Source organism: Streptomyces sp. NPDC058221, from assembly GCF_042882365.1.
Lineage (GTDB): Bacteria > Actinomycetota > Actinomycetes > Streptomycetales > Streptomycetaceae > Streptomyces.
Genome location: NZ_JBHVWF010000036.1, coordinates 42,053 through 58,632 on the forward strand (window position 1 = coordinate 42,053; position 16,580 = coordinate 58,632).

15 protein-coding genes are annotated in these 16,580 nt (G+C 71.0%); 6 read left to right on the forward strand and 9 right to left on the reverse strand.

The annotated features are described in order from the left end of the window. Positions 1 to 4 precede the first annotated feature (4 nt). The 4 genes from ureC to ACFVW8_RS14685 all read left to right on the forward strand — a co-directional run bounded on the left by ureC (position 5) and on the right by ACFVW8_RS14685 (position 4,209). Positions 5 to 1,879, forward strand: coding sequence for an urease subunit alpha (gene ureC / locus ACFVW8_RS14670; protein WP_389689745.1), 1,875 nt, complete (start codon positions 5 to 7; stop codon positions 1,877 to 1,879). 8 nt (positions 1,880 to 1,887) lie between these two features. Further along, a complete protein-coding gene (locus ACFVW8_RS14675; protein ID WP_389689747.1) occupies positions 1,888 to 2,541 on the forward strand; it encodes an urease accessory protein UreF in 654 nt (217 codons plus the stop codon). 25 nt (positions 2,542 to 2,566) lie between these two features. Continuing rightward, complete coding sequence (gene ureG, locus ACFVW8_RS14680) at positions 2,567 to 3,328, forward strand: urease accessory protein UreG (protein ID WP_389689773.1); 762 nt, start codon at positions 2,567 to 2,569, stop codon at positions 3,326 to 3,328. A gap of 83 nt (positions 3,329 to 3,411) precedes the next feature. Then, positions 3,412 to 4,209, forward strand: a complete 798-nt coding sequence (locus ACFVW8_RS14685; protein WP_389689749.1) for an urease accessory protein UreD — start codon at positions 3,412 to 3,414, stop codon at positions 4,207 to 4,209. Between the two features lie 32 nt (positions 4,210 to 4,241). Here the strand turns inward: ACFVW8_RS14685 and ACFVW8_RS14690 are convergent, their stop codons facing one another. From ACFVW8_RS14690 to ACFVW8_RS14700, 3 genes are all read right to left on the reverse strand, one after another. Beyond that, positions 4,242 to 5,420 (reverse strand): acyl-CoA dehydrogenase family protein, encoded by a 1,179-nt coding sequence (locus ACFVW8_RS14690; protein WP_389689751.1) that lies wholly within the window; start codon positions 5,418 to 5,420, stop codon positions 4,242 to 4,244. 105 nt (positions 5,421 to 5,525) lie between these two features. Then, positions 5,526 to 6,683: a methyltransferase gene (locus ACFVW8_RS14695; protein ID WP_389689753.1), complete on the reverse strand. Its 1,158-nt coding sequence runs from the start codon at positions 6,681 to 6,683 to the stop codon at positions 5,526 to 5,528. A gap of 106 nt (positions 6,684 to 6,789) precedes the next feature. After that, on the reverse strand, positions 6,790 to 6,990 hold the full coding sequence (locus tag ACFVW8_RS14700) for a hypothetical protein (protein ID WP_384127826.1): 201 nt from the start codon (positions 6,988 to 6,990) through the stop codon (positions 6,790 to 6,792). Positions 6,991 to 7,243: 253 nt separating this feature from the next. Here ACFVW8_RS14700 and ACFVW8_RS14705 point away from each other — a divergent pair, with 253 nt between their 5' ends. Beyond that, complete coding sequence (locus ACFVW8_RS14705) at positions 7,244 to 8,068, forward strand: endonuclease I family protein (protein ID WP_389689755.1); 825 nt, start codon at positions 7,244 to 7,246, stop codon at positions 8,066 to 8,068. A gap of 73 nt (positions 8,069 to 8,141) precedes the next feature. Here the strand turns inward: ACFVW8_RS14705 and glsA are convergent, their stop codons facing one another. The 3 genes from glsA to ACFVW8_RS14720 all read right to left on the reverse strand — a co-directional run bounded on the left by glsA (position 8,142) and on the right by ACFVW8_RS14720 (position 10,618). Next, on the reverse strand, positions 8,142 to 9,476 hold the full coding sequence (gene glsA / locus ACFVW8_RS14710; RefSeq protein WP_389689757.1) for a glutaminase A: 1,335 nt from the start codon (positions 9,474 to 9,476) through the stop codon (positions 8,142 to 8,144). A 10-nt stretch (positions 9,477 to 9,486) separates the two neighbouring features. Beyond that, entirely contained in the window at positions 9,487 to 10,053 is a 567-nt protein-coding gene (locus tag ACFVW8_RS14715; RefSeq protein ID WP_389689759.1) for a hypothetical protein, read from the reverse strand. A 70-nt stretch (positions 10,054 to 10,123) separates the two neighbouring features. Beyond that, positions 10,124 to 10,618, reverse strand: coding sequence for a DUF1269 domain-containing protein (locus ACFVW8_RS14720; protein WP_389689761.1), 495 nt, complete (start codon positions 10,616 to 10,618; stop codon positions 10,124 to 10,126). Positions 10,619 to 10,738: 120 nt separating this feature from the next. Here ACFVW8_RS14720 and ACFVW8_RS14725 point away from each other — a divergent pair, with 120 nt between their 5' ends. Further along, the gene (locus ACFVW8_RS14725) at positions 10,739 to 11,854 is read left to right on the forward strand and encodes a chemotaxis protein (RefSeq protein ID WP_389689763.1); all 1,116 of its coding nucleotides are present in this window, start codon (positions 10,739 to 10,741) and stop codon (positions 11,852 to 11,854) included. Between the two features lie 64 nt (positions 11,855 to 11,918). On the opposite strand, the gene ACFVW8_RS14730 is transcribed toward ACFVW8_RS14725, so the two are convergent. The 3 genes from ACFVW8_RS14730 to ACFVW8_RS14740 form a co-directional block, all read right to left on the reverse strand. Then, positions 11,919 to 14,306, reverse strand: a complete 2,388-nt coding sequence (locus ACFVW8_RS14730; RefSeq protein ID WP_389689765.1) for a phosphoketolase — start codon at positions 14,304 to 14,306, stop codon at positions 11,919 to 11,921. A gap of 42 nt (positions 14,307 to 14,348) precedes the next feature. Next, the gene (locus ACFVW8_RS14735; protein WP_389689767.1) at positions 14,349 to 15,761 is read right to left on the reverse strand and encodes an NADP-dependent succinic semialdehyde dehydrogenase; all 1,413 of its coding nucleotides are present in this window, start codon (positions 15,759 to 15,761) and stop codon (positions 14,349 to 14,351) included. Between the two features lie 211 nt (positions 15,762 to 15,972). Continuing rightward, a complete protein-coding gene (locus ACFVW8_RS14740) occupies positions 15,973 to 16,476 on the reverse strand; it encodes an ATP-binding protein (RefSeq protein ID WP_389689769.1) in 504 nt (167 codons plus the stop codon). Positions 16,477 to 16,580 lie beyond the last annotated feature (104 nt).

The window sequence follows — 16,580 nt, forward strand, 5'->3', positions numbered from 1 at the left end:
AGCAATGGCGAACATCACCCGCGAGCAGTACGCCAAGTCCTACGGCCCGACCGTCGGCGACCAGGTCCGTCTGGGCGACACCAACCTCTGGATCGAGATCACCGAAGATCTGGCCTTCGGCGGTGACGAGGCGATCTTCGGCGGCGGCAAGACCATCCGCGAATCGATGCTGCAGGGCACCGCCACCCATGCGCAGGGCGCTCCCGACACCGTGATCACCAACGTGATCATCCTGGACGTCGCTCCCGCCCAGGAGCGGGGAAACAGCAACGCCGTCGTGCGTGCGGACGTCGGAATCAAGGGCGGCAAGGTCGTCGCGATCGGTAAGGCCGGCAACAGCGATGTCATGGACGGGGTCACGCCAGGACTGGAGATCGGCACCTCGACGGACGTGATCTCCGGCGAGGGCAAGATCCTCACCGCCGGCGCCGTCGACACCCATGTGCACTACATCTCCCCCTCGGCCGTCATGGAGGCCGTGGCCACCGGGACCACCACACTGATCGGTGGCGGTGTGGGCCCCTCCGAGGGATCCAAGGCGACCACTGTGACCCCCGGCCCGCAGCACCTGGTGAACCTGCACCGCAGCTTCGACGACCTGCCCGTCAACGTGATGCTGCTGGGCAAGGGCAACACGGTCAGCGAGGAAGGCCTGGACGAACAGGCACTGGCCGGCGCCGGCGGATACAAGATCCACGAGGACTGGGGGGCCACTCCCGCGGCCCTGGACGCCGCGCTGAAGGCCGGAGAGAAGTGGGGACTCCAGGTCACCCTGCACGCCGACTCCCTCAACGAGGCCGGCTTCGTCGAAACCACCCTCGACGCCATCGGCGGGCGCTGCGTCCACGTCTTCCACGCCGAGGGCGCCGGCGGCGGCCACGCCCCCGACATCCTGAGGGTGGCCGCCGAGGAGAACGTGCTGCCCGCCTCCACGAACCCCACGCTGCCGTACACCAGGAACACCGTGGCCGAGCACATCGACATGCTGGCCTCCGCCCACCACCTCGATCTCAGCAACAAGGCCGACCAGGCGTTCGCCGACTCCCGCATCCGCTCCACGACCATGTTCGCCGAGGACGTGCTGCACGACATGGGCGCGATGTCCATCACCTCCTCCGACGCCCAGGCCATGGGCCGCATCGGTGAGGTCGTGACCCGCACCTGGCAGGTCGCCCACGTCATGAAGGAGTGGAGCCACAAGACCTTCGAGGACGCGAACTTCTTCTACCGGACCGAGCGGGGAGCCGGCGACAACGCCCGCGCACTGCGCTACGTGGCCAAGTACACGATCAACCCCGCCATCGCCCACGGCATCGACGAGTACATCGGTTCGGTGAAGGTGGGCAAGCTGGCCGACCTGGTGCTGTGGGACCCGCGGTTCTTCGCCGTACGGCCCGAAATCGTCATCAAGGGCGGCGCCATGGTGATCGGCAATCTGGGCGACCCCAACGGCTCGGTGTCGACACCGCAGCCCACGTTCCTGCGCCCGGCGATGGCCGACGCGATCGCCTCCCAGCTGTCCTACTCGTTCGTCTCGGACAAGGCCCTCAACCCGCCCGCCGACACCGACCCGTACGGCACGGTGAGGGACCAGGGCGTGTTCAAGGACTCCCTGAAGGCCACCCTCGCTCTGCGGCGTGAACTGAAGGGCGCCAAGCCCGTCAAGGACGTCAAGAAGGCGGACATGGTCTTCAACGGCGGGCAGTTCGGCATCGCCATCGACCCGAGCACATTCAAGATCGCGGTGGAGATCCCGGGTCTGACCACCGCACAGAATCACAGTCTCACCAAGCACCGGAGCCATGCCGGATTCTGGTATCTCGACCAGCCGAACCCGCCGAAGACCCTGCCGCTCACCCAGCGCTACCTGATGTTCTGAGGCACCCGGTGAACACCTCCCCGCTCCTGCTCGCCCTCCTGGGCGACGCCCGGCTCCCGTCCGGGGGACACACACAGTCCGCCGGTCTGGAGCCGGCCCTGCGGGCCGGCACGACAGCGGCCCAGGTCCCCGCCTACCTGCGAGCCCGCCTCCGTACGGTCATCCGTGTCGAGGCGGGAACCGCGGTCGTCGCCCGTGCCGTGGCAGCGGGCGGCGGCGACCTCGCCGAGGTCGAGGCCGCCTGGGCCGCCCGCACCCCCAGCCAGGCGCTCAGGGCCAACGGGCGCCGCCTGGGGCGCGGATACCTGCGCGTCCTGCAGACCCTCTGGCCCGGCCCCGTCGACGCCCGCGCACGCACCTGGTCGCGCCCGGTCGTGCTGGGCCTGCTCGCCCACCGCGCCACGATGGCCCCCGCCGACGTGGCCCGCCTGGTCGGGTACGACGACGTACAGACCGTGACGGCGGCCCTGCTCAAACTCGAGCCGCAGGACCCGCTGCTCACCGCCGGGTGGGTGAAGGACCTGCTGCCCGACATCGACGAGATGGCCGCTCAGGTCGCCCACCTGCACACCCCCGAACAGATCCCGGCCCACGGCGCCCCTCTCATCGAGCGCTGGGCCGAGGCCCACGACACCACCACAGAAAGACTCTTCAGTGCCTGAGAACACCACCGCCCCCACCCGTGCCATGCGTCTGGGCGTAGCCGGTCCCGTCGGCACCGGCAAGAGCTCGCTGATCGCGACACTGTGCCAGGCGCTCTCCGCCGAACTGCGCCTGGGCGTCATCACGAACGACATCTACACCGACGAGGACGCACGCTTCCTCAAGAGCGCCGGAGTGCTGGACCCCGAACGGATCCGCCCGGTCGAGACGGGCGCGTGCCCGCACACCGCGATCCGCGACGACGTGACCGCCAACCTGCTGGCGGCCGAGGACATGGAGGCCGACTTCGGCCCGCTGGACCTGGTCATCATCGAGTCCGGCGGCGACAACCTCACCGCGACCTTCTCCCCGGCCCTGGTGGACGCCCAACTGTTCGTCCTGGACGTCGCCGGCGGCGGTGACGTCGTACGCAAGGGCGGCCCCGGCATCGCCCGCGCCGACCTGCTCGTGATCAACAAGACCGACCTGGGCCCCTACGTGGGCGTGGACGTCGAGCGCATGGCCCGTGAGGGCCGCGAAGCCCGCCGGGGCTCCCCGGTGGTCGCGCTGTCCCGGCACGACGCGGCATCCGTCCTGACGCTGACCGGCTGGGTCCGCGACACCCTCGCCCACTACCGCACCGGCGAGCACACCCCCGTCGACCCCGGCCCCATGGCCCCGCACGTCCACGCCGGCCAGGACGGCGAGGGCGGCAAGGGCGGCAAGGGCGCTCACCCGCACACCCACGCCGACGGCACCCACCACGCGCACCACCACGCACCGGCGAATGCAGGGCAGAGCACATGACCCGCCCGACCGTCCTGAGCGTCGCTCCCACGGAGAGCCGCAGCCGCGTCCGCCACACGACCGGGCACCTGACGGTGCGGGTCATGGACCAGGACGCAGACGGAGCCAGGGTCGGCCTGCTCGCCACCCAGGCACTGCTGCTGTCCGGCGACGACGTCCGCATCGAGGTGGACGTCGCTCCCGGCGCCTGGCTCGACGTCGTGGAGACGACCGGCACGGTCGCCTACGAAGGCGAGGCACCGTCGTCCTGGACGGTGGACGCCACCGTGGGCGACGGAGCCGTCCTGACCTGGGCGGGCAAGCCGTTCGTGGTCTCGGACGAGATCGCCACCCACCGCCGCACCCGGATCCGGCTGCACGGGAGCGGCAAGGTACTGATGCAGGAGAAGGTCGTACTGGGGCGTGCCGGGCAGTCGGGCGGGGACCTGACCATGTCCCTGGAGGCGAGCGACGACACCGGGCCGGTCCAGGTGGAACACCTCGACCTGGGACAGCGAACCCGCCAGATGCCCGGCATCCTCGGACACCTGCGTTCCATGGACACGGTCACCGCCCTGGGATGGACACCCGAACCAACCGGTGAACCAGAGGCCGGCACCACCGGCCCCGGGGAGACCTACTTCCCCCTGGACCGGTCAGGGGCCGCACTGCGCTGGATGGGAATCGGCCGATTCCGTGACCAGCTGTGCGATGCCACCTTCGCCGCCTGGCGAGAGGAGGTCATGCGCGACTACCGGCACCGAAACGCCGCACGGCACCTGGGCCACGCAGAGGAGCAGACCGGCCTCGGAGAAGTTGATCGTGGCCCCGCCGCGGACGCCGTGGCAGCCGCGGCCGGGCGGGTCCGTCACCCATCGATCAGGGCGACAACTCCCCTCTGAACGTGACAACTGGAATCCGCGGTCACCTGCGGTCAGCGTCGTACGCGCGGCATCCCCAGCCCGATCCACGAAATGATCTCGCGCTGGATCTCGTTGTTGCCGCCGCCGAAGGTGAAGATGACGGCGGACCGGTATCCCCGTTCGAGTTCACCGTGCAGCACGGCGCCCGCCGAGCCCTCCTTGAGCGGGCCCGCCGAGCCGACGACCTCCATGAGCCAGGCGTAGGCGTCACGGCGCGCCTCGGAGCCGTAGACCTTGACGGCCGAGGCGTCCTGCGGGGTGAGGGTGTTGTGCTGAACGGCGGACACCATCTGCCAGTTGAGGAGCTTCATGGCGTCGAGCCGGGTGTGGGTGCGGGCGAGCCGGGCACGGACCCAGCCGAGGTCGATGACGCGGCGGCCGTCGGCGAGCCGGGTGTCGGCGGCCCAGCGGCGGACGTTGTGCAGGGCGCGGATGGCCATGGTGCCGTGGGCGGCGAGGGTGACCCGCTCGTGGTTGAGCTGATTGGTGATGAGCCGCCAGCCCTTGTTCTCCTCGCCGACCCGGCGGGAGACGGGGACCCGGATGTTCTCGTAATAGCTGGCGGTGGTGTCGTGCGAGGCGAGGGTGTTGATCAGGGTGCAGGAGTAGCCGGGGTCGGAGGTCGGCACGAGGAGCATGGTGATGCCCTTGTGGGGCGGGGCGTCCGGGTCGGTGCGGGCGGCGAGCCAGACCCAGTCGGCGGTGTCGCCGTTGGTCGTCCAGATCTTCTGTCCGTTGACGACGTAGGTGTCGCCGTCGCGCACGGCCCGGGTCTTCAGTGCGGCCAGGTCGGTGCCCGCGTCCGGTTCGCTGTAGCCGATCGCGAAGTCGATCTCTCCGGCGAGGACCTTCGGCAGGAAGTAGGCCTTCTGCTCGTCGGTGCCGAACTGCATGATCGTCGGTCCGACGGTGTTGAGGGCCATCAGCGGCAGCGGTACGCCGGCCTGCGCGGCCTCGTCGAAGAAGATGAACTGTTCCATCGGGGAGAGGCCGCGCCCGCCGTACTCCGTGGGCCAGCCGACGCCGAGCCAGCCGTCGGAGCCGAGGCGACGGATGGTCTCCCGGTAGAAGCGCTTCTGCTCCGCGGGGTCGGCATAGCGCGCGTAGGCGTTGTCGGGGACCAGGGCGGCGAAGTACGTGCGCAGTTCGGTGCGCAACTGCTGCTGCTCAGGCGTGTATTCGAGGTGCACGGCCCCTCCAGGAGTCTCGCGTTCGCGTCGCCCGTGTGCGGCGGCGCACACAGTAGAACGTGTTGCAAGAATCCGGAAGGGGCGCGGCGCCCCGGGCAGCCCGCGTCAGCGCTTGACGGCGCGCAGCACCACGAATTTGGGGTCGCCCGCCACCGTGGTGCAGTTGCCGAACGTCCGGCGCAGCTGGGTGTGGTAGCCGAGATGCCGGTTGCCCACGACCCAGAGCTCTCCGCCCTGGCGCAGCGCGGCACGCGCCCCGTGGAACATGTTCCGGGCGGTCGCGTCCGTGGTGGCCTGGTGCGAGTGGAACGGCGGATTGTTGAGGACCAGGTCGACGCCGGCGGGCGCGGTGCCGGCCAGACCGTCACCGACGACGAAACGCGCCTCGGCCCCCGCCTCCGCATTGGCCCGGAACGTCTCCTCGGCCGAGGCGACGGCCTGGTACGACTCGTCGATGAAGGTGAGCGCGGCCTCGGGGTTGGTGAGTGCGGCGGACAGGCCGAGAACCCCGTTTCCGCAGCCGAGGTCGACGACCTGCTCGGGCCCGCTGCGCCGCGGCAGGTGCTTCAGGAAGAAGCGGGTGCCGATGTCGAGCCGTTCCGCACAGAAGATCCCGGCGTGGTTGACGACCGTCCGCCCCGCGACGGCCCCGACGTCGTCCGGCAGCTCGTACCGGTGGGGCCAGGGACTGGGCGTGCGGGCCCGGGCCGGGTCCGGTGTGCAGTGGATGAGCCGGGCTTTCTTGACCGCGAGCGAGGTACGGGTGGGACCGATGATCCGCTCGAAGAGCTTGAGGGTGGAGGTGTGGATCTCCTTCACCATCCCGGTGCCGACGACGACGGTGCCGCGGTGGACGGCGGGCGCGAGCCGGTGCAACTGGTCCTCCAGGAGCGCGAGGCTCTTGGGCACCCGTACGAGCAGGACGTCGATCCGGTCCGGCGGGGTGTCACGCGCGGACAGCAGGCGCACCGCGCCGGCATCGATCCCGTTGCGTTCCAGGTTCGCCGCCGTCGCCCGCTGGGCGAGGTAGGAGTCGGTGATCTGTACGGGCCGGTGGCCGGCCAGCACCGTGCTCAGCGCGCCCCAGCGGTCGCCGACCACGACGACGCTGCCGGACAGGTCGACGGGTTTCGCACCGTCGGTCCCCTCCAGCTGCCGCAGCAAGTATTCGTCGGCCGCGTCCCAGGCGCGGAACGGGTCGCGGGGGTCCTCGGGGAAACGGGCAAGGTCGTAACCGGCCCCTGACGTCGTCAAACGGTTCATATTCCGTTCAGGCTAACCGAGCGGCGGAAGGCATCCGCACACTTCCGGCCGCCGCGTCGGCGCGGAGCGGCCGCACCGCTCCCGCTGTCGCGGTGTCCGACGGCGGCTACGGCAGTTGCTTGTCGATGGCAGCCCGGCCTTCCCTGGCCAGCCTGCGCCGCGCCCACTCGAGCGTCTGCGGCGTCAGGTCCCGCCCGGAGGCGAGCACCAGGTCCTCGGCCGACGGATCGTCGCTCGCCCCGGTGTGCAAGAGGCTGTCGGGGGTCACTCCCCGCAGTGCGGATACGGATTCGGGCTCGTCGCTCATGCCGCCTCCTCGTCCTTGCGGCAATTCTCGCCCCGCGCCGACGGGGGCGCATCCGATGCCCGGGCGACGCCGCCGGCCCGGGCCGGAACCCGCCCCTCACTTGACCTGCACATGATAGGTACGCAGCGTTCACACCTCGGTCACGGTGCGTGTGGAAGGCTCCCGCTGACCACGTATCACATGACCACCGCGGAGCCGCCCCCCACCCTGTGTCGGCGCCGCGGTGCCCGTATTTCCGGAGAGGACACCCCACATGTCCCGTCGTCATCTTCCCTACCGGCGCCCGCTGCTGGCCACTCTGGCCGCATTCGCGGTACTCGCCGGCACCGCGGCCGCCGCACCGGCCGCCACGCCGAGCGCCCCGGCGGCCGCCGCCACGCCGCTCGGCGCGCTGGACGACACGTACTACCAGGACGCGCTCGGCAAGACCGGCACCGCCCTCAAGGGCGCCCTGCACACGATCATCAGCGACCAGTCCACGCTCACCTACAGCCAGGTCTGGGACGCGCTCAAGGACACCGACGAGGACCCGTCGAACTCCTCCAACGTCATCCTTCTCTACTCGGGCATCTCCGAGCCCAAGAGCGACAACGGCGGCGGCAGCGGCCAGTGGAACCGGGAGCATGTCTGGGCGAAGTCCCACGGCGACTTCGGCACGGCCACCGGCCCCGGCACCGACATCCACCATCTGCGCCCGGAGGACGTTTCGGTCAACTCCGTCCGCGGCAACAAGGACTTCGACGAGGGCGGCAGCGAGGTGAGCGGGGCGCCCGGCAACTACACCGACGGCGACTCCTTCGAACCGCGCGACGCCGTCAAGGGCGATGTCGCCCGCATGATCCTCTACATGGCCGTGCGGTACGAGGGCGACGACTCCTTCGCCGATCTCGAACCCAACGACCAGGTGTCGAACGGCTCCGCACCGAACATCGGCCGGCTCTCCGTACTGAAGGCGTGGAGCCAGGAGGACCCGCCGGACACCTTCGAACAGCGGCGCAACGACGTCATATTCGACCAGTACCAGCACAACCGGAACCCGTTCATCGACCACCCCGAATGGGTCGACGCCATCTGGTAGACCGCAGGCGCGTTCACCGTCACGTCGTCGCGCGGCCTGCCCGACGACGTGACGGCCGGCCCCTGCGGTGCGCTCAGCCGGCCCGCCCCGACGCGCACCAGTCCACGGCCTCCTCACGGGAGGCGAAGCGGCGCGCGGCCCCGGCCTCATCACCCTCTTCGACCAGACGGCCCGCCGGGTCGGCAACCGCCACGCGCCGGCCGCCGGCCGTGAGCCGGTCCAGTCCGCTGCGCAGCATCGCCCTGGCCACGGTGTCGATGTCCGTGACCGGGCGCAGATCGAGCACCACGGCGGCCGTCTCCTGCGGGCCCGACTCGTCCAGGGCGTACAGCACCCGCTCCGCGGCGGTGAAGTCCAGCGCCCCCTGGGCGGCGACCACCGCCACCCGCTCGTGGTGGGCGCGTTCCCGCTCCCCCGCCGGGGCGGCCGGCAGATCGTCGGCCGTGGTGACCATCGTGACGGTGGATGCCGCCAGGGCCGGGTTGTGCATGAGGTGCAGTCCGAACCGCTCCGACAGCGCGTCGATCGCCAGATGCCCCCGCACCGAGGTCCCGGCCGGGTCGAGGAGCGGGCTGTACGTCGCGAGTCCGAACCGGGCCGGCCCGGCGGCGATCAGGCCACCTGACACGCCGCTCTTGGCGGGCAGCCCCACCCGGAGCAGCCAGTCGCCCGACACGTCGTACATCCCGCACGTCGCCATCACGGCAAGGACATGCGCGGCCACGGGCTCCGGGACCACCGCATCCCCGGTGAGCGGGTTGACGCCGCCGTTCGCCAGGGTCGCCGCCATCGCGGCGAGGTCCAGTGCCGTGACCCGTACCGCGCACTGGCGGAAGTACGTCTCCACGGCCGCCACCGGGTCCACGGGCAGCGGACCGGCGCTGCGGACCAGGTAGGCGAGGGCCCGGTTGCGGTCACCGGTGAGCGCCTCGGAGGCGTACACCTGCTCGTCGACATCCAGGCGCCGGCCGGCGAACCGGCCCAGGAAGCCGAGGATCCGGTCGAACCTCGGGGCGTCGCGGGTGTCGGGGACCAGTGCCGTGGTGACGATGGCGCCCGCGTTGACCATCGCGTTGGCCGGACGTCCGGTGTCCGGTTCCAGGCTGATGGCGTTGAACGCCTCCCCGCTGGGTTCGGCGCCGACCCAGCGGCACACCTCGTCGAGGCCGAGCAGGGACAGGGCCAAGGCGTAGACGAACGGTTTCGACACGGACTGGACGGTGAACGGCAGATCGGCGTCACCCGTGCTGTAGCGATGGCCGTCCATGCTGACCAGGGCCAGTCCGAACGCACCGGGGTCGGCCAGGGCCAGCTGCGGGATGTAGTCGGCGAGCCGGCCGTCCCGCAGTCCGGCGTACCGGGTGTGCAGTTCCCGCAGGGCGTCCGTGACCGCGTCGGCGGCGTTCACCGACCGGCCGTCAGCCGCGCTCGGCCTGGGTGATCCGCGGGAACGTCTTGACGCCCGCGGCCTTGCGGCTGTTGGCGTGCTGGCTGACCGTACGGCCGGACCCGACGTCGGCGAAGCCCAGCACCACGGAGTCCAGCACCTTGCCGGAGGAGTCGGTGAACTCCACCCGGACCGCGTAGAAGGCGGCCTTGTCGGTGTGGTTGGTCACCCGGACCAGGGCGCTGCGGAACTGTTCGGCGGGCTCCACCGGAAGGCCCTTGACGGAGACGTCCTTGACCGCGTTTCCCTTGCCCTTCACACCCTTGAGCGTGGTGACGGCCTTCTGCCGGTTGCGCTCGGTCTCGGCGGAGACGGAGGCCGCGAAGTCCTGCTGGGTGCGACCGCTCTCGGTGGCCTTCGGGGACGCTGAGGGTGCCGCCGACACCGTACGGGTGCTCCGGGCCGTGCCCTGCGAGGAGGTGTCGGAGCTGTCGCAGGCGGCGGTGCCGGCGACGATCACCGCGGCCAGTACGGCGGGGGTGAGGCTGCGGGCCGCGCGGCCGCCGAGGGCACGCCGCACAGTGCTGGTCTGGTTCACGGACGCTCCGTCTGCTCGGGGGTACGAAGGGAGAGGTGTACGCGGGAGAAAGGAGAGGGCGCGCGAGGGGTCATGCCGCGTCCTCGCCGAAGATGTCACGGAGGCGGGCCTCGCTCCCGCTGTCCAGATTGCTGTGGAGCAGTTCGGCGCCGCCGCCCGGGAGCGCCGCGCTGATCCGGTCGGGCACCTCGTTCATGGTGAGGAGGAAGAGCGCCGAGGTACCCGGCGTGACCTTCTCCTTCACCTCGGCGATGAACTCGTCGTCGATACCGACGTCGGCGAGCTTTCCGCCGAGCGCCCCGGCGGCCGCGCCGATGGCGGCGCCCAGCAGCGGCATCAGGAAGATCAGCCCGAAGAGCATCCCCCAGAACGTGCCGCTCAGGGCGCCCGCGCCGACCAGGTTGAGCAGCTGCTTGGTCCGCGGCTTCGCCCGGTCCGCCGGCCAGCTGACCACTGCCGCGTCCAGGATCTTGATCAGCCCCTCCTTCTGAAGGGAGACCAGCGTCGCTTCCACATCCTCCGCGCCTTCGGCGGACTGGAACTTCCACACGGTGAGCGTGGACATCGCGCATACCTCCTGGACCCGGAATCACCAATTCGCCCATATTAGGATCAAAAGGTATGAATTGACTCGTCGAATCACCCGCTCCACACAGCAGTACGCACACGTCCCGGGAGGGAACAGATGGACACGGATGCCCTGACCGCCGGCCTCTTGCAGGAGCTCCGGGCGGCCAAGCCCTATCCCGCCCTGTCCCTGACGATGCCGACCCACCGCCGCGCGCCGGACAACGCCCAGGACGCCGTCAGGCTGCGCAATCTGGTGGCGGCTGCGGGCAGCCGGCTGGACGCCGACTCCCGAGTCGACCGAGAGGCGGCCGCCGCCGTCAAGCAGCAACTCGACCGGGCGGTGGCCGAGATCGACCCCCGCCGGGCCCTGGACGCACTGGTGATCCTCGCGACGGAGCAGGAGTACCAGATCTGGCAGCTTCCCCGCACTGCGCCCGAACGAGTGGTGCTGAGCGACACCTACCTCACCCGCAACCTGGTGGCGGCGAAGGCCCAGGCCCAGCCGTTCTGGGCACTCACCGTCTCCGCCGACCACGCCTCGCTGTTCAGCGGGACGGCCGGCGCCGCGCACGAGGAGCACATCGGCGGCTTCCCGCTGACGGCTCCGCGCGAGGCGCCCAACCCGCAGCGCGAGGAGCGGATCGGCGACACCCCGAGCACCTTCACCGACGAGGAGACCCGTCAGTTCCTGCGCACCGTCGACGAGAAGCTGCGCGGGGTGCTGGCCACGGATCCGCGCCCGCTGTACCTGGTCGGTCTCGCCCCGGCGCTCGCGCTGCTGGACGACGTCGGCGAGAGCGCCGGGGCGGCGGTCGGACGGGTCACCAAGGGCGCGCCCGCCGATACGACGCCCAGCGATCTGCTCACCGAGCTGCGGCCCGCACTGGAGGCCCGGCAGAAGCGGTTCGCCGCGGAGATCGACGGCAAGCTGGACGAGGCGCGCGGCCGTCGCGCCTTCGCCGGGGGCCTGGACGAGGTGTGGGCCGCCGTGCGGGAGGCACGGGCCGGGCTGGTGGCGGTGGAGGAGCACTACCAGCAGACGGTCCGGCTCGCCCGGGAACACCTGGAGCCGGTGAGCGGGGACGCCGCCGACCTCACGGACGAGAGCGTCCGCGAGGACATCGTCGACGAGCTCGTCGAGGCCGCTCTGGACAGCGGCGCCGACGTGGTGTTCGTCGCGGACGACTCGCTCAAGGAGCACGGCCGGATCGCGGCCGCGCTGCGCTACTGAACATCGCACGGAAGGGGCCCGGACGGACCACCGTCCGGGCCCCTTCCGTGCGCGGGGAAGGACCTCAGCCCTCCCAGGTCCAGTCCGCCACCTCCGGCAGGTCCGTGCCGTGCTCGCGGATCCAGGCGTGATGACGGGTGCGGGTGTCGGACATTTCCTGACGCACCGCCACGGTACGGACGCCAAGGCCCGGGACCCGGTCGATGACGTCCATGACCAGCCGGTAGCGGTCGAGGTCGTTGCGGACCACCATGTCGAAGGGCGTCGTCGTCGTGCCCTCCTCCTTGTAGCCCCGCACATGCAGGTTGGCGTGTCCCGCCCTGCGGTAGGCCAGCCGGTGGATCAGCCAGGGATAGCCGTGATAAGCGAAGATCACCGGCTTGTCGCGGGTGAAGAGGGCGTCGTACTCGGAGTCCGGCATCCCGTGCGGATGCTCGCCGTGCGGCATCAGCCGGGCCATGTCGACGACGTTCACCACCCGCACGGCGAGCTCGGGCAGATGGCGCCGGAGCAGACCGGCCGCCGCCAGCACCTCCAGCGTCGGTACGTCCCCGGCGCAGGCGAGCACCACGTCCGGTTCGCGGCTGCCGTCCTCCGTGCCCGCCCACTCCCAGACGCCCGCACCCCGCGCGCAGTGCGCACGGGCCTGGTCGAGGGTGAGCCAGTCGAAGCTCGGCTGCTTGCCCGCCACGATCACGTTGACGTAGTCGCGGCTGCGCAGCGCGTGGTCGGCCACCGACAGCAGGGTGTTGGCGTCCGGGGGCAGATAGACCCGGACGACCTCGGGGCTCTTGTTGAGGATGTGGTCGACGAAGCCCGGGTCCTGGTGCGAGAAGCCGTTGTGGTCCTGGCGCCAGACGTGCGAGGTGAGGAGGTAGTTGAGGGAGGCGATGGGGCGGCGCCACGGCAGCCGGCGCGAGGTCCGCAGCCATTTGATGTGCTGGTTGACCATCGAGTCGACGATGTGGGCGAACGCCTCGTAGCAGGAGAACAGTCCGTGCCTGCCGGTGAGCAGATAGCCCTCCAGCCAGCCCTGGCACAGGTGCTCGGAGAGGACCTCCATCACGCGGCCGTCGCGGGCGAGATGCTCGTCGGTGGGCAGCGTCCCGGCCTGCCAGGCCTTTCCGGTGGCACCGTAGAGGGCGTCGAGCCGGTTCGAGGCCGTCTCGTCGGGGCCGACGACCCGGAAGTCCCTGCGGTCCGCGGTGGCCGCCATCACGGCTTCCAGCAGTCCGCCCAGGACCCGGGTCGGTTCGTGCAGGACGGTGCCCGGCCGGTCCACCTGGACCGCGTACGCGTCGAGGGGCGGGACGGGCAGATCGCGCAGGAGCAGTCCCCCGTTGGCGTACGGGGTGGCGCCGAGCCGGGCCGTGCCGCCGGGCACACGGGCCAGGACCTGCTCAGAGGGACGCCCCTCGGCGTCGAAGAGCTCCTCGGGCCGGTAGGAGCGCAGCCACGCCTCCAGCTGACGCAGATGGTCGGGGTTGTCGCGGACCCCGGGCAGCGGGACCTGGTGGGCGCGCCAGGTGCCTTCGACGGGCAGCCCGTCGACCTCGGCGGGGCCGGTCCAGCCCTTCGGGGTGCGCAGCACGATCATGGGCCAGCGCGGGCGGGCGGTGTCGCCGCCGCTCCGGGCAGCCGTCCGGAGCTCCTCGATACGGTCTACGGCCCGGTCCATCGCGGCGGCCATCGCCCGGTGCACGGTGAAGGGGTCGTCGCCCTCCACGTACAGCGGTTCGTGTCCGTAGCCGCGCAGCAGTGCGTCGAGCTCGGCCTCCGGCAGCCGCGCGAGCACCGTCGGGTTCGCGATCTTGTAGCCGTTGAGGTGGAGCACCGGCAGGACGGCGCCGTCGTGGACCGGATCGAGGAACTTGTTGGCGTGCCAGGAGCCGGCCAGCGGCCCGGTCTCCGCCTCGCCGTCGCCGATGACGCAGGTGACGAGCAGGTCCGGGTGGTCGAGGGCGGCGCCGTAGGCATGGGCGAGGGAGTAGCCGAGTTCGCCGCCCTCATGGATGGAGCCGGGGGTCTCGGGCGCGACGTGGCTGGGCACGCCACCGGGGAAGGAGAACTGCTTGAACAGCAGCCCCATGCCCGCGGCGTCCCTGCTGATGTCGGGGTAGGTCTCCGAGTAGCTGCCCTCCAGCCAGGAGTTGGCGAGGACAGCGGGACCGCCGTGCCCGGGGCCCCAGACGCAGAGCGCCTGGGTGCCGCGCGCCGCGATGACGCGGTTGAGGTGGGTGTACACGAGGTTGAGGCCCGGCGATGTGCCCCAGTGACCGAGCAGCCTGGGCTTGATGTCCTCGGGGGCGAGCGGCCGGGTCAGCAGCGGGTTGGCCATCAGGTAGATCTGGCCGACGGCCAGGTAGTTGGCGGCCCGCCAGTGTGCGTCGAGCGCGGAGATCTCCTCGTCGGACGGGCCGGCCGTCGGCGAGGTCGGTGGGGCGTCGCTCATGGTCACCTCTCAGCGGGCGGGATGGTGCGGGCCGGGATGCGGTCACTGCGGCTCGGGGCCGTACCAGACGGTGGTGGCGTTGCAGAACTCGCGGATGCCGTGCCCGGCGAGCTCGCGCCCGTAGCCGGAGCGCTTCACCCCGCCGAACGGCAGCGCGGGGTGCGAGGCCGTCATCCCGTTGAAGAAGACCCCGCCTGCCTGCAGATCTCGGATGCAGCGCCGGCTCTCCTCGGCGTCGTGCGTCCACACGTTGGAGCTGAGCCCGAAGGGGGTGTCGTTGGCGAGCTCCACTGCCTCGTCGAGGCTGTCCACCCGGTAGAGCGTGGCGACGGGGCCGAAGGTCTCCTCACGGTGGATCCGCATGGCGGGCGTGATTCCGGTCAGGACCGTCGGGGCGTAGAACCAGCCGTTCTCCAGACCGCCGCCCAGACCTTCGGGCCGGCCGCCGCCGCACAGGGCGACGGCGCCCTGCCGCACGGCGTCGTCGACGAGTTCCTCCAGGTCGGTGCGGCCCTGTTCGCTGGCGAGCGGGCCCACGTCGGTGGTCTCCTCCAGCGGGTCTCCGACGGTCAGCTCGCGCATGCCCACGGCGAAGCGCTCGGCGAACTCCTCGTACACCTCGGTGTGCACGATGAACCGCTTGGCGGCGATGCAGGACTGTCCGTTGTTCTGGACCCGGGCGGTGACGGCGGTACGGGCCGCCTTGGCGACGTCGGCCGACGGCAGGACCAGATACGGGTCGCTGCCGCCCAGTTCCAGGACGGTGTGCTTGACCTCGTCGCCCGCGACGGCCGCGACCGCGCGGCCGGCCGGTTCGCTGCCGGTCAGGGTGGCAGCGGCCACCCGGCGGTCGCGCAGGATCTCCTCGACCGCGCCGGAGCCCACCAGCAGCGTCTGGAAGGCACCGGCCGGGAATCCGGCCCTGCGGAACAGGTCGCCCAGATAGAGCGCGGTCTGCGGCACGTTCGAGGCGTGCTTCAGGAGCCCCGTGTTACCGGCCATCAGAGCGGGCGCCGCGAAGCGTACGACCTGCCAGAGCGGGAAGTTCCACGGCATCACGGCGAGCACGGTGCCCAGCGGGCGGTAGTGCACGTAGGCGTGGGAAGCCCCGGAGTCCTCCACGTCGGCGGGCGCCGGGTGCTCGTCGGCGAGGAGCCCCTCGGCGTGGGCCGCGTACCAGCGCATGGCCTTCGCGCACTTCGCGGCCTCCGCACGGGCCGCCTTGACCGGCTTGCCCATCTCCAGCGTCATGGTGCGGGCGATGTCCTGCTGGTCCTCGTCGAGGAGGTCGGCGGCCCGGTTCAGCAGCCGGGAGCGTTCGCCGAAGCCGGTGCTGCGGTACTCCCGGAAGGCGGCGTCCGCCGCGGCGAGCCGCCGCTCGATCTCGTCCGCTTCCAGGGCGTCGAACGTCCTGAGGGTCTCGCCGTTCGCGGGGTTGACCGTCGCGATGGGCATGACTGTGGCCTCCTTGCCTCGGTACTTCGACCGTGCCGCGCCGGGCACGACGGCGCAACGCGGGCCCCCGGGCACACGCATACCCTTCCGGCGCGGACCATGCGTGCGATCCGCATGCGATCCGCGCCGGAAGGGGGCGTACAGGGGCTGAGAGGTCTGCGGGTACGGGGGCGGCCGGACGGCTCCGCGGCCCCGGCCCCTGCAGCGCGCCTCAGACGAGGGCGGGGGCGTCGGTCCGGGCGGGCGCGGCCTCGGAGAACTCCGTGACCTCGGCGGGCGGACGGCGGAACTCGCGGACGCCGGGCAGCGGCGGGAGCGGCACCAGTTCGATGTGCTGCGGCTCCTGCGCGTACCGGGTGAACCAGACCACCTTGCCCTCGGTGGTCCGGCAGGTGCCCCAGCTGTCACTGAGGGCCATCACCCGGCTGAGACCGCCGCCCTCGTGGAGCAGCCGCGGCATGTCGGCACCGTTGTCGGCGACGGAGACCGTGAGGTGCCGTCCGGACCAGCGGAGTTCGAGGACACAGGTGTTGTCGTCGCCGACGTGCCGCTGGACGTTGGTCAGCAGCTCCTCCACAGCACGGCACACGGGCCGGATGTGGAGTTCGAGACTCCAGTGGCGCAGATGCGCGGCGATGATCCGCCGCAGCTGGGACACACGCTCTGCCGAAACCTGGAGTTCGACCAGATAGTGCCGGTCGAGTGGAACGGTCATCGTCGAGGCTCCTCACATCGAGGCCCACATGCTTCGCCCCGTTGAACGAACGACCCCCGAATGCAAAGAGTGAGCAGATGTCACTTCTGGGTCACTCCATAGGG